The following is a 13,139-nucleotide window of genomic DNA, read 5'->3' on the forward strand; positions in this document are numbered from 1 at the left end:
GCGGCAGGGCCGGCGGCATGGCGCCCCTGATCGCGATCATCGGCTGTGATGGCTCGGGCAAGTCCACGCTGACGGCGGATATGGTCGCGGCGCTGGCCGGCGAACGTCCGGTCGCGACACGCTATCTCGGGCTCGGCTCGGGCGCGATCGGCGAACGGATCAAGCGCTGGCCGCTGATCGGCCCCGCGGTCGAAGCCCGTCTGGCGCGCAAGGGCAAGCAGACGCGCACCACGGGGGCGCGCATTCCCGGCCTCGCCACCGCTTTGGTGATCTACGGCTTCTCGCTGCTGCGCCGCCGCCGCTTTCGCCAGGTGCTCGCTTTGCGCCGGCAGGGCGTGACCGTGGTCACGGATCGCTATCCGCAGACCGACGTGCCCGGTTTCTACGACGGCCCCGGCCTGTCCGCCGCCGCCGCCAGCAGCGCCCCCGTCGCCTGGCTCGCCGCGCGCGAACGCCGGCTATACGACTGGATGGCCAGCCACACGCCAACGCTCGTGCTGCGCCTCAACATCGACGCGGAGACCGCGCACGCGCGCAAGCCCGAACACGATCTCGCGCTGCTGCGCCAGAAGGTCGCGGCGACGCCGTTGCTCCGCTTCAACGGTGCTGCGATCGTTGATCTCGACTCGCGCGCGCCCTATGCGCAGGTCCGGCAGCGCGCGCTGGATGCAATTCGCGCCGCCATCGGCTGACCCGCGGCCTCACCCGCGATACGGAAGAATAAGCATGGCGCCGCTCATCGCGATCGTGGGCTCGGACGGATCGGGCAAGTCGACCGTCGGCGAAGCGTTGCTCGCCTGGATGAATGAACGCCAGCCGACCGAATTGCATCATCTCGGCAAGCAGACCGGCAATATCGGCCGCGCCATCGCGCGCTGGCCGCTGATCGGCGGCCGGCTCGACAAGACCATCGTCAAGCAGTCGGCGGGCGCCAAGCAAAGCGGGGCGCCGAGCGCGTTCACCGCGGCGATCATCTACACCTTCTCGATGCGCCGCGTGCGCCGGTTCAAGAAGATGCTCGCGGCGCGGGCGCGCGGCATCGCAATCCTCGCGGATCGCTTCCCGCAGACGGGCGTACCGGGCCCGATGGACGGGCTGGGCCTGGCCAAGGCCGCTGCCGGCTTTCCCGGCCGGCTCGCCCGGCGCGAACGCGCGCAATATGAATGGATGGAGCAGTACCGCCCCGATCTCGTCATCCGGCTCAACGTCGATCTGCCGACGGCGCTGGCGCGCAAGCCCGATCACCGCCCGTCGTCGCTCGCCACCAAGATCGCCGACGTGCCGCGGCTGACCTTCAACGGCGCGCCGATCGTCGACCTTGATTCGACCCAGCCGCTCGACCGGGTGATCGAGCAGGCCAAGGCGGCGATCAGCAAGGCGCTTGGCTGGTGAAGCACTGGTTTGCCGATGGCGTGTTCCGCACGGTGCTGCGCAACGCGGGCTATCTGGCGTCGGGCAAATTGGTCGGTGCCTTGCTTGGGCTGGTCGCGCTGGCGTGCGCCGGGCGCGGCCTGTCGCTCACGCAGTTCGGCGTGCTGATGATCATCCACACGTACGCCAGCGGCGCAGGCGGCCTGGTCAAGTTTCAGACCTGGCAATATATCGTACGCTACGCGACGCCGGCGCTACACCACGGCGACGAGCGCCAGGCGCGCGACGTGATCCGCTTTGCCTTCGGGCTCGATCTGGCCAGCGGCCTGGTCGGCATGATCGGGGCGATGGCGCTGCTGCCCTGGCTCGCCGGCTATTTCGGCATCGGCGGCGACTATCTGTGGATCGCCATCGCTTATTGCACGCTGATCCCGACGATGACCGAGGCGACCGCCACGGGATCGCTGCGGGTGCTCGATCGCTTCGATCTGATCGCGCAGCAGCAGGTCGTCACGCCGTTCCTGCGCGGCGGCGGCGCGGCGATCGCCTATTTTTGCGGCTTCGGCCTGCCGGGCTTCGTGCTCGCCTGGTATGTCGCCGATCTGCTCGGCGATCTGGCGCTGTGGGGCTTTGCGGTGCGCGAGCTCAAGCGCCGCAACATGCTGGCGGCGCTGCGCCCCGGCATGTTCGGCGTCGCGCGGCGGCTGCCCGAGGCGTGGAAGTTCGTGTGGACCACCAATGCCGCGCATTCGGTCTATGCCGCCTGGGGGCCGCTCTCCAACCTGGTCGTCGCGACGATCCTGGGGCCGGTCGCCGCCGGGCTCTACAAGATCGCCAGCACCTTGCTCGATTCGGCGACCAAGCCCGCCGATCTGCTGCGCAAAGGCTATTACCCCGAGATCATGCGGCTCGATCCGCGCGAGCCGCGCCCGTGGTTGCTCGGCATCCGCACCGGGCTGCTCGCGGGCGGGCTCGGGCTGCTCGTCGTCGCGGTCGTGCTGCTCGGGGGCAAGCCGCTGATCGCGCTCGCCTTCGGGCAGAAATACCTGCCGGCGTTCGATCTGCTCAAGCTGATGGTCTTCTCGCTCGCCATCCAGATGGCGACCTTCCCGCTCGAATCGTTGCTCTACATGGCCGGGCGGCAGGGCGCCGCGTTGGTCGCGCAGCTCGTCGCGGTCGCCGCCTATCTCACCCTGCTCGCGCTGCTCACTCACCGCTTCGGGCTGACCGGGGCAGGGATCGCCTATCTGCTCGGCAGCGTCGCGGTGGCGCTGTGCATGCTGGTGCCGACGCTGATCGCCTACCGGCAGCGCGGACGCCTGCCCTGGCCGCCGGTCAAGGTGGCGGCAGCATGAGCGGCTTTTCCGACGCGCAGCTCGACCGGCTGTTCGCGGCGATCCTGGTCAACGACGTGGTCGATCCGTCGGTCGATTTGCCGCCTGCGATCCGCGTCGATTATCCCAGCGGGCATCTGGCGGACGGGTTCGCGCTGTCGCGGCAATTGTGGGAGGAGGGATTCGATCGCGCGGCGCTGATCGCCATGGCGACCAAGCTCGGCCGCGAGGGCACGATCGATGCCACCGAGCAATTGTGGTTCAAGCACGTCCGCGCCAAGTTCAAGCATCTGCGCTTCGCCTTCGTGCTCTACGGTGCCGAGCATCGCTGCCCGGCCACGTTCAAGGCGGTGACCACCGCGATGGGCCATTTGCAGGATGCGTTTCGCGGTGGCCGGCGCGGCGCGGTGGCGCGGCAGGCGGCGGTGCTGCGGCTGTTGCTGGCGCGCGTGCCGCTGGCCGTGCTCGGCCGCGAGATCGTCCGGATGAAGCCCAGCGACAGCGGCGATTTCCGCCGTTTCACACTGGGGCAGATTGCCGAGCTGCGCACCATGCTCGGCACCGATACGGTTACCGGCCACACATTCCACGTGGCGCGGAAAATCATCAGCCGGCAGGTGTCGTTTCACGACGACATGCGCACCATCCATCCGGCGGACGAGCATGTCACGATGTCGCGCTATCTGAGCGCGATCAACGGGCTGATGGGGCAGTTTCACGACGGCCTGGTGCTGCGCAAGGCCAGCGGCGACCTCGATTATGCGCGCGAGACCTTCGCCTTTCCGGCCGATATCCGTCAGCGGCTCACCAGCCTGGTCGAGCGCTACCCGATTTAGTTCGGCTGCACGGAGCGGGGATCGCTGCCCTGCTTCGGCACCAGCATTTCGATCCCATTCCTGGCGTGGACCGTTCGATAATGCGCGCGGATCGCCGGGATCAGCCGATTTTCCTGCCAGCCGGGATTATGCCCGCGCATCACGATCAGCGCGAAGCGGCCCTCGGCCAGCGCCGGGGTCAGCGCCTGGGCGCGATCTTCCAGCAGACGCTGCTTGACCGAGAAGAAATCGAGCCCGCTCTCCCGCCCGGCCCAGTAGCAATAGGCCTGGTCGTCGCATGCCACCGGGCCCCGGGCCTGGCGCAGCGAGGCAATCAACGGCGCGGCGTGGCGCACCGCGGCGTCGCGCTGGCGCAGCTCGCGCCAATTGGCGGCGGCGGCGCGCGGCACCAGACACAGAGCGGGCAGCAGGCTGATCGCGATCCACCGCCAGGACGGCTGCGGGCGCAGTGCGGTCGCCACCGGCACCGCGATCGATAGCGCGATCACCGTTTCGAAAAAGGCGTTGACGTCGACGCCGCTACCGGCGCGCTGAACCACGCCGAGCGGGATCGCCACTGCCAGCAGCACGATCGGTAATGCGAGGCGACGGTCGCCGCGCCACTGCGCCAGCAGCGGGCGGCTGGCGATCAGCACTGGCAGCATAGCCAGCAGCAGCGGGCCGCCCTTGGCTAGCATGCGCGCCAGCGAATAGCTACGTGCCGGGGCCAGCACGTCGATGAAGGCGATCGCGCCCCAGATCGCGAACACGCCGGCGCAGGCGATCGCCGCAAAGGCCGCGCCGAACGCGATCCATGCAACGAGCGCGCGGCGCTCGAACAGCGCCAGCCATACGGTAACCGCAATCGGAAAGGCGACGAGGTTGTGCTTGATCAGTTCGCCGGCGACCATCAGCGCGGCGGCGATGGCAATGCTGCGCAGACTCGGCGGTTGCCCGGCGCGGCGCGGCACTAGGAAGAACACGCCCCATACCATCGCCGCATCGCCAAGCCATTGCGGATCGTTGATCGCGACATAGGACCGCAGCAGCGTGACGCAATACGCTCCGAACAGGCAGCATCCGGCCACTTTCCATTGCCGGCCCGGCGCCAGCCGCCCGACGATCGCGGCAACGCCGAGGCCGCAGGCGATCTGCGCCAACAACGCGACGAGCCGGCCGGCGATGATCGCGTCGCCCGTCAGCTTGCTGAGCAGCCCGACGATCAGGAAGGAAAGCGGCGGATAATTGTTGGCGATCAGCGCCTCGGGATCGGGATACAGCGTGTCCGGGTTGAACGTGCGCACCACATGCGCCGCGTTCCATCCCTCGTTCACACTGAGCGGCGCGTGCACCGGCAGCCAGGCCAGCCGCCCGGCAGCCAGCGCGACGATCAGCGCCGCCGCCACCAGCCAGATTCGTCTCTGCCACGCGCCGGCGCGCGCCGGTTGGCCGGAAAGGTCGGACGCCTCATATCTCATGCGCCGTCCTTAGCGGGATTGCATCGCCTTGCGAAAGTCCGTTCGGCTGCCCAAATACTGACACGAATGTGTCGCATAACTTTCACGTAACGGCCGACTCCCGTCGTCGCTTATGCAACCAGTTGCCAAGCTGGCCCGTTATATCGTTGTTGCAGCCGGGAAGGGCGAAGTCCTTGATTAAGAGTAGTTTGCCGCTTGAGGCGTCCGGCCTGATCGGCGCCTACGCTCGGTATGTGCCGACCGCGGAGGCGCCGCACCATGCCCCGTCGCGCCACCGCCCGGCGCCGCTGCGTATCGCCACGCCCGCCGATGGCGACGTGCGCATCGGCATCATCCACAATGCACGCGCGCGCCTGAACGTCCTGCGCCCCCTACCGGCAGGGATCGACGGCTGCGAGCATGCCATGCCGGGCTCGCACGCGGAACTCGATCGTGCGCTGGAGACGTTTGCCGCAAACGGCGTCAATGCACTGGTCATCGACGGCGGCGACGGCACGATTCGCGATGTGATGTCCGCGGCGTTGCGCCACTTCACCGGTGTGTTCCCCCGCGTCGCGGTGATCCCTTCAGGCAAGACCAACGCGCTTGCCGTCGATCTCGGCCTGCCGCTCAACTGGACGGTCGGTGAAGCGGTCGAGGCGATCCGGCTTGGCGGAATCAAGGAGCGGGCACCGCTGGAAGTGTGGCGGCCCGGCGACACGGAGACGGGACTGCGCGGTTTCATCTTCGGCGCCGGTGCCTTCGTCCGCGCCACCGGCCTTGCCCAGACGACGCACCGCTTCGGTGCGTTCAACGGTCTTGCCGTCGGCCTGTCGATCTTCGGCGCGGTGGCGCAGACCGTGTTCGGCGGGCGCGATAATTCCTGGCGGCAGGGCGAGCGCATGCGCATCGCACCGCTCGGCGAGGGCGCGATCGATGCCGCGCAATATCTGCTGCTCGGCTCGACGCTGACGCGGATGCCGCTGCGCATCAAGCCGTTCGGGCGATCGCGGGGCGGCCTGAAGCTGCTGCGCATCGATGCCCAGCCGCGCCACATATTGTCGGCCTTGCCGGCGTTGCTGAGCGGCCGTGACGAGCCGTTCCTGGCGCAAAACGGCTATCACCGCCTGGATGCCGAGCAGGTCGAGCTTACACTGGCGGGCGATTTCATTCTCGATGGCGAGACCTTCCCGGGCGGCACCATGACGCTGCGGCAGGGCATGCCGATGCGCTTTGTCGTGCCGTGAACGCGCGGCTGCGATCGTTTGTCGAACGCGAACTGGCGACGCCGGTGAGCGCGCCGATCGCGGGCATGGCCGCACAGCTTGCCGCCACGCTCGGCGGCCGCGCCGTGTTGTTCTACGGTTCTGCGTTGCGCACCGGCGACATGGACGGCGTGCTGGATTTCTACGTGCTGACCGATCGCGCGCGCGGCTCGCCGCTGCGCCGGCTCGGCATGCGCTGGCTGTGGCCTGACGTCAGCTTCCACGAAGTGATCATCGATGGAGTGACGCTGCGCGCCAAGGTCGCGACGATGCCGCTGGCGACATTCGAAAAGGCCACGCGCGGCTCTTTCATCGATACGACGATCTGGACCCGGTTCGTGCAGCCGTCGGCACTCGTATGGTGCGCGGACGAGGCGACGGAGTCGCGCGTGGTCGGCGCGATCGGCGATGCCGCGATCACCGCGGCGCGCTTTGCCGCGGTGCTCGGGCCCGAGCGCGGCGCGCCTCGGGAATATTGGCAGGCACTGTTCCGCGAAACCTATCGTGCCGAGATGCGCGTCGAAGCGCCGGGCCGCGAGCAGCAGATCCTGGTCTACGATCCGGCGCGCTACGAGACGCTGCTGCCGATCGCCTGGGACGCAGGCGAGGTCGCGCACAGCGCCGAGGCGGGCATCGTCGCGCCGCAATTGCCCTTCGCGACGTATCGCGCGCTCAGCCAGGCCTGGCTGGTGCGCGTCCGCGCCGGCAAGGCGCTCAACATCGCCCGGCTGATCAAGGCTGCCTTCACGTTCGATGGCGCCGCGCGCTACGGGCTGTGGAAGGTGCAGCGCCATACCGGGATCAGCGTCGAACTGACGCCGTGGCGCGAGGCGCACCCGGTGATGGCTGCGCCGGCGGTGTTGTGGCGGGTGATGCGCGCGCGCGCCTCGTGACGTTCAACGCGCTGGTGCTGGCCGGATCGCGCGGTGGCGCGGATCCGCTCACCGCCTATGCCGGCGTGACCGACAAGGCGATGATCGAGATTGGCGGCCATACGATGCTCGCGCGCGTGATCGCGGCATTGCGCGCGGCGGGGGCAGGGCGGATTGCGGTCGTCTTTTCCTCGGATACGGTGCGCGCGCATGCCGAAGCGCTCGGCGCCGAAGTGATCGCTGCCGCGGCGGGGCCCAGCGCCAGCGCCGCGCGCGGTTTTGCTCAACTGGGGGCGCCGTTGCTGGTGACGACGGCGGATCACGCGTTGCTCGAACCCGACTGGATCACCCGCTTCCTGGCCGACGTGCCCGCCGACGCGGATGTCGCGGTGCTGCTGGCGCGGCGCGATGTGATCGAGCAGGCGGTGCCGGAGACCAAACGGACCTATCTGCGCTTCGCCGACGGTGCCTGGTCGGGCTGCAATCTCTTTCATCTCGCCACGCCAAAGGCGGCGGCGGCGATCGACCTATGGCAGCGGGTCGAGGCCGATCGCAAGCGGCCATGGCGGATCGTCGGGCGGTTGGGGCCGAAATTGCTGTGGCGCTATCTGATCGGCCGTCTGACGCTGGCGGAGGGGCTTGGCCATGTCGGCAAGCTGGCCGGGGTGACGGCGCGCATGGTGGGAAGCCCGTTCGGGCTGGCGGCGGTCGATGTCGACAAGCCGAGCGACCTCGATCTGGTGCGTGGGCTGATCGAGAAAACGCCTAAACCCTGACGTCCTTCCCCGGGAGCCGGGGAAGGGGAGCGCTATCTGCGCTGCAGGATCATCCCGTCGATCGCCTGCGCCACGCCGTCATCATCATTGCCCGCCGTCACCAGATCCGCTTTTTCGCGCACCTCGGCCGGCCCCTGGCCCATCGCGATCGACAGGCCGGCGCGGGCGAACATCGGCAGATCGTTGGCCTGATCGCCGATCGCCGCGACGGCCGAGAGCGGTGTGCCCATCGCGTCGGCGAGCAGCGTGATGCCATCGCCCTTGTTGGCGGGCAAAGCAGTGACGTCGAGATAATAGGTCTGGCTCTGCATGATCGTCGCGCGGTCGCTCAGATGCTCGGCGCGGGCGTGCAGGTCTTTCAGCAACTGGGGATCGTCGCTGACGACCGTGATCTTGTCGGTGCGCTCGACGAAATCGTCGAACGCCTGCGTGATCACCGGCGCCTGATTGGATGCCTTGCGTTCGCTGCCGACATGCGGCCCCTGGTCGGTGCTGGCATACCAAAGGTCGTCGGCGAACACCCAGATATCCGCCGTCGTGCCCCGGGCGAGATCAAGCATGGCGCGTACCACCGCGGGATCGACGCGGTGCTGGCACAGGATCGTGCCGTCGCGCTTGAACACCGTGCCGCCATTGAACGCACCCATGGGTGCATCGATGCCGAGCTTTTCGGCGATCGGCATCATGCCCGAGCGTGGCCGCGCGCTGATGATCGTGAAGCCGACACCGGCTGCTGCAAGCCGTGCCACTGCCGCTGCCGTGCTGTCGGTCACCTGCTTCTGCTTGTCGACCAGCGTCCCGTCGACATCCGATACGACCAGCCGGATGGCCTTGCTCATTGTGGCATCTCGACATGGCCGCCAAAGCCGAAGCGCATCGCCGAGAGCAATTTGTCGCCGAACGTATGGTCCACCCGGCTGCGATAGCGCGCGAACAAGGCGGCGGTCAGCACGTTAGCCGGCACCTTCTCCTCCATCGCCGCGTCGATCGTCCACTGGCCTTCACCCGAATCCGCCACGCTGCCGGTGAACTCCTCGAGCTTCATGTCCTTGGCCAGCGCGATCGCTGACAGATCAAGCAGCCAGGACGAGATCACGCTGCCGCGACGCCATACTTCGGCGATATCGGTGAGGTTGAGATCGAAGCGCTGATCCTCGGCGAGATGCTCGGAGGCCTTGCCCTTGAGGATGTCGAAGCCCTCGGCATAGGCCTGCATCAGGCCGTATTCGATGCCGTTATGCACCATCTTGACGAAGTGGCCGGCACCCGGCGGTCCGGCATGGATATAGCCCTGCTCGGCGCGATTGTCCTCGCCTTCGTTGGTCATGCGGCCCGGCGTGCGCGGGATCGTGCCGAGGCCCGGTGCGAGCGCCGCGAGCATCGGATCGATATGATCGACCGCGTCCTTCTCGCCGCCGATCATCATGCAATAGCCGCGCTCCAGCCCCCACACGCCGCCCGACGTGCCGACATCGACATAGCGGATGCCCTCTTCGGCCAGCGTCTTGGCGCGGCGCACATCGTCCTTGTAGAAGCTGTTGCCGCCATCGATGACGATGTCGCCCGCGTCGCATAGATCGCCGATCGTGGAGACGGTCTGCTCGGTCGGCGCGCCGGCCGGCAGCATCACCCAGAAGATCGCCGGGCTATCGAGCTTGCTTTTCATGTCCTCCAGTGAGGATGCCGAAATAGCGCCATCGGCGGCGAGCGCGTCGATCGCCGGCTGGTTGCGATCGAACACCACCGTCTCGTGCCCCGCACGCATCAGTCTGCGCGCGATATTACCGCCCATGCGGCCGAGGCCGATGATACCGATCTTCATGTTCGTCTCCGTGCAGGGATTTGCCGGTCAACGCACGACCGACCATTCCGTTCGTATTGCGCTGCAACACGAACGGAAATCGCGCCCAGCGGATCAGGCGTCCGCGTTGGCCGGATGTTTCGCGGCGATCGCGCCGAGCAGATCGTCGAACGCCTTGGAAAAGCTCGCCACGCCTTCCTCGACCAGCGTGTCCGTCACGCCCTTCAGGTCCAGTCCGAGCCGTTCCTGCGCTTCCATAACCTGACGCGCATCATCCACATCCGCGCCAAGCGTCTGGCCCACCGTGCCGCGCTCGCGGAACGCGTCGATCGTCTTGGGCGGTACGGTGTTGACCGTATCCTTGCCGATCAGCGTGTCGAGATACAGCGTGTCCGGATAGTCCGGGTTCTTGGTGCCGGTCGACGCCCAGAGCAGGCGCTGCACCTGCGCGCCCTTGGCGGCGAGCGCCTGCCAGCGCTCGGTCGCGATGAATTCCTCGTACCAGGCATAGGCCAGCTTGGCATTGGCGATCGCCACCTTGCCCTTGAGCGCCTTGGCCTCGTCGCCGCCGACACCGGCATCGATCTTGTCGTCGATCTTGGAATCGATCCGGCTGACGAAGAAGCTCGCCACGCTGGCGATCCGGTCGATCGGCTGGCCCTGCCGCAAGCGCTCCTCGAGCCCCGTGGCATAGGCCTCGGCGACGGCCTTGTAGGCGTCGATCGAGAACAGCAACGTCACGTTGACGTTGATCCCGGCGGCGATCGTCGCGGCGATCGCCGGCACGCCCGCCGGGGTGCCGGGGATCTTGACCATCAGATTGGGGCGATCGACCGCCGCCCACAATTTCTGCGCCTCGGCGATCGTCGCATCGGTATCGTTGGCGAGATAGGGGGAGACTTCCAGGCTGACATAGCCGTCCTTGCCGTCGAGCCGGTCGTAGACCGGGCGCAGCGTATCCGCCGCCGCCTGGATGTCGAGGATCGCGAGATGCTCGTAGCGGTCGATCGTCGCCGCGCCGGGATGGGTCTTGTCATAGGCGGCGAGCTCTTCGTCATAGGCGTCGCCATGTCCCATCGCCTTCTCGAAGATCGACGGGTTGGAGGTGACGCCGGTCAGCCCGTCCTCGTCGACCATCTTCTGCAGGCCGCCCGCAGCGAGGAACTTGCGATCGACAAAGTCGAGCCAGAGTGCCTGGCCCGCGCCGGCGAGATCGTTGAGTCTACCCATTCTACTGCTCCTTCGTCACCCCGGCCTTGAGCCGGGGTCCCGCTTTTATGACCCGCCGCGAGAAGAAGCGGGACCCCGGCTCAAGGCCGGGGTGACGGAATATCAGGCAATGAGGCTCTTTGCCGTTTCGACTATATTCGCCACGGTGAAGCCGAACTTGTCCTGCAGCTTGGCGATCGGCGCGGAGGCACCGAAGGTCGACATGGTGATCGTGCGGCCCTCGAGCCCGACATAGCGATCCCAGCCGATCTCGCCGCCCTGCTCGATCGCGAGCCGCGCGGTGATACCCTTGGGCAAGACCGATTCCTTATAGGCCGCATCCTGCATCTCGTAGCGGCTCCAGCTCGGCAGCGAGACGACCCGTGCCTGCACGCCGTCCGCCTTGAGCTGCTCGTAGGCCTTCACCGCGAGCGAGACTTCGCTGCCCGTGGCGATCAGGATCACTTCGGGTTGCTCGCTGTCGGCCAGCACGTAACCGCCCTTCAGCAGACCTTCGGCCGAGGCGTATTTAGTGCGATCGAGCGTCGGCAGCGCCTGGCGCGAGAAGATCAGCGCGGCCGGACGATTGCCTTCGCTCAGCGCGGCCTTCCATGCCCAGGCCGTTTCATTGGCGTCGCACGGCCGGATCGTGTCGAGCCCCGGGATCGCACGCAGCGTCGCGAGATGCTCGATCGGCTGGTGCGTCGGCCCATCTTCGCCAACGCCGATCGAATCGTGCGTGAAGACAAAGATCGCGCCCAGCTCCATGATCGCCGCCAGACGCACCGGCGGGCGCATGTAATCGGAAAAGACCAGGAAGGTCGCGCCGTACGAGCGCAGGTGCGACAGTGCCATGCCGTTGACCACCGCGCCCATGCCGTGTTCGCGCACACCGAAATGCAGGTTGCGCCCGTCATAGCTCGCCGCCTGGAACGAGTTGCCATCGTCGATCATCGTCTTGGTCGATGGCCCGAGATCCGCGGAACCACCGATCAGCCACGGCAGCTTCGGCGCGATCGCGTTCAAAACCTTGCCGCCGGCATCGCGCGACGCCATGCCCTTTTCGTCCGCGTCGAAGGTCGGGATGTCGGCATCCCAGCCCTCGGGCAGCTGGTCGGAGAGCAACGCATCGAGCTCCTTGGCGAGCTCCGGTTCGGCATCGCGATAGCGCGCCAGCGTCGCTTCCCATTCCACGCGCAGCTTGTGCCCGCGTGTCGCGATCGCCTTGTTGAATGCCTCGGCGACGCCCTCGGGCACCAGGAACTGTGCGTCTTCCGGCCAGCCGTACACCTTCTTGGTGCCGCGGATGTCGTCGGCGGTCATCGCCTCGCCATGCGCCTTGGCGGTGCCCTGGATCGAGCTGCCATAGCCGATGATGCTCTTCACCACGATGAAGGTCGGCTTGTCGTCGGTCGCCTGGAACTCCTGGATCGCCGCGGCGAATGCCTTGGTGTCGTTGGCGTCGTCGACATGGATCACGTGCCATCCATACGCCTCGAAGCGCTTGCCGACATCCTCGTCGAACGCCAGATCGGTGCCGCCCTCGATCGACACATGGTTCGAATCGTACACCCAGCACAGGTTGGACAGCTTGAGATGGCCGGCCAGGCTGGCCGCTTCGCTGGCCACGCCTTCCATCATGTCGCCGTCACCGGCCAGCGTGTAGATATTGTGATCGAACAGCGTGTAGCCCGGCTTGTTGTAGCGCGCCGCGAGCCAGCGCTCGGCGATCGCCATGCCGACCGAATTGCCGCAACCGGCGCCCAGCGGCCCGGTGGTCGTCTCGACGCCCGTCGTGTGACGATATTCGGGATGGCCCGGCGTCTTGGACGAAAGCTGGCGGAACTGGCGGATGTCTTCCAGGCTCACCGCCGGCTGACCGCTCGGCTTGCCGTCCTTGTCGATCTCCTTGATCCCGGCGAGGTGGATCAGCGAATAGAGCAGCATCGAGGCATGGCCGACCGACAGCACGAAACGGTCGCGGTTGGGCCAGTCCGGGCGATCGGGATCGGTGCGCAGGAATTGCGACCAGAGTGTGTGGCCGACCGGCGCGAGCGCCATCGGGGTGCCGATATGGCCGGACTTGGCCTTCGCCACCGCGTCCATCGAGAGCGTGCGGATCGTGTCGATCGTCAGCCGATCGAGCGAGCCATCCTCATGCAGGCCGGCTGGCGTGTCGGTCGCTGGGGCGTCGCTCATGATCTAGTTCCTTGGGGCTTAAGGCACCCTCGACGTGAGG

Annotated in this window: 12 protein-coding genes; 7 read left to right on the forward strand and 5 right to left on the reverse strand. The window is 67.3% G+C overall.

Annotated elements, in window-relative coordinates; translation table 11 throughout:
* Window positions 1-17: 17 nt before the first annotated feature.
* Genes NV401_RS06170 through NV401_RS06185 form a run of 4 tightly spaced genes read left to right on the forward strand, consistent with a single transcriptional unit; the run spans window position 18 to window position 3,541 of the window.
* Complete coding sequence (locus tag NV401_RS06170) at window positions 18-692, forward strand: nucleoside/nucleotide kinase family protein (protein ID WP_261293513.1); 675 nt, start codon at window positions 18-20, stop codon at window positions 690-692.
* Between the two features lie 34 nt (window positions 693-726).
* Window positions 727-1,392, forward strand: coding sequence for a nucleoside/nucleotide kinase family protein (locus tag NV401_RS06175; protein WP_261293514.1), 666 nt, complete (start codon window positions 727-729; stop codon window positions 1,390-1,392).
* A complete protein-coding gene (locus NV401_RS06180) occupies window positions 1,389-2,726 on the forward strand; it encodes a lipopolysaccharide biosynthesis protein (protein WP_261293515.1) in 1,338 nt (445 codons plus the stop codon). The genes NV401_RS06175 and NV401_RS06180 overlap by 4 nt, the downstream gene beginning before the upstream one ends.
* A complete protein-coding gene (locus NV401_RS06185; protein ID WP_261293516.1) occupies window positions 2,723-3,541 on the forward strand; it encodes a hypothetical protein in 819 nt (272 codons plus the stop codon). The genes NV401_RS06180 and NV401_RS06185 overlap by 4 nt, the downstream gene beginning before the upstream one ends.
* Here the strand turns inward: NV401_RS06185 and NV401_RS06190 are convergent.
* A complete protein-coding gene (locus NV401_RS06190; RefSeq protein WP_261293517.1) occupies window positions 3,538-4,998 on the reverse strand; it encodes a glycosyltransferase family 39 protein in 1,461 nt (486 codons plus the stop codon). The two genes, NV401_RS06185 and NV401_RS06190, sit on opposite strands and share 4 nt — an antisense overlap.
* A gap of 173 nt (window positions 4,999-5,171) precedes the next feature.
* On the opposite strand from NV401_RS06190, the gene NV401_RS06195 reads away from it, so the two are divergent.
* The 3 genes from NV401_RS06195 to NV401_RS06205 are packed head-to-tail and all read left to right on the forward strand — an operon-like array spanning window position 5,172 to window position 7,890.
* A complete protein-coding gene (locus NV401_RS06195) occupies window positions 5,172-6,224 on the forward strand; it encodes a diacylglycerol/lipid kinase family protein (RefSeq protein ID WP_261293518.1) in 1,053 nt (350 codons plus the stop codon).
* Entirely contained in the window at window positions 6,221-7,135 is a 915-nt protein-coding gene (locus NV401_RS06200; protein WP_261293519.1) for a hypothetical protein, read from the forward strand. The genes NV401_RS06195 and NV401_RS06200 overlap by 4 nt, the downstream gene beginning before the upstream one ends.
* The gene (locus tag NV401_RS06205) at window positions 7,105-7,890 is read left to right on the forward strand and encodes an NTP transferase domain-containing protein (protein WP_261293520.1); all 786 of its coding nucleotides are present in this window, start codon (window positions 7,105-7,107) and stop codon (window positions 7,888-7,890) included. The genes NV401_RS06200 and NV401_RS06205 overlap by 31 nt, the downstream gene beginning before the upstream one ends.
* A gap of 32 nt (window positions 7,891-7,922) precedes the next feature.
* Here the strand turns inward: NV401_RS06205 and NV401_RS06210 are convergent, their stop codons facing one another.
* The 4 genes from NV401_RS06210 to tkt form a co-directional block, all read right to left on the reverse strand.
* Entirely contained in the window at window positions 7,923-8,729 is an 807-nt protein-coding gene (locus tag NV401_RS06210; protein WP_261293521.1) for a Cof-type HAD-IIB family hydrolase, read from the reverse strand.
* Window positions 8,726-9,712 (reverse strand): phosphogluconate dehydrogenase (NAD(+)-dependent, decarboxylating), encoded by a 987-nt coding sequence (gnd, locus tag NV401_RS06215; protein ID WP_261293522.1) that lies wholly within the window; start codon window positions 9,710-9,712, stop codon window positions 8,726-8,728. Before gnd ends, NV401_RS06210 begins: the two co-directional genes overlap by 4 nt.
* 93 nt (window positions 9,713-9,805) lie before the next feature.
* A complete protein-coding gene (gene tal / locus NV401_RS06220; protein WP_261293523.1) occupies window positions 9,806-10,921 on the reverse strand; it encodes a transaldolase in 1,116 nt (371 codons plus the stop codon).
* 102 nt (window positions 10,922-11,023) lie between these two features.
* Window positions 11,024-13,099 (reverse strand): transketolase, encoded by a 2,076-nt coding sequence (tkt, locus tag NV401_RS06225; protein ID WP_261293524.1) that lies wholly within the window; start codon window positions 13,097-13,099, stop codon window positions 11,024-11,026.
* Window positions 13,100-13,139: the final 40 nt, after the last annotated feature.

The sequence above is a fragment of the Sphingomonas hylomeconis genome (genome assembly GCF_025370105.1).
Lineage (GTDB): Bacteria > Pseudomonadota > Alphaproteobacteria > Sphingomonadales > Sphingomonadaceae > Sphingomonas > Sphingomonas hylomeconis.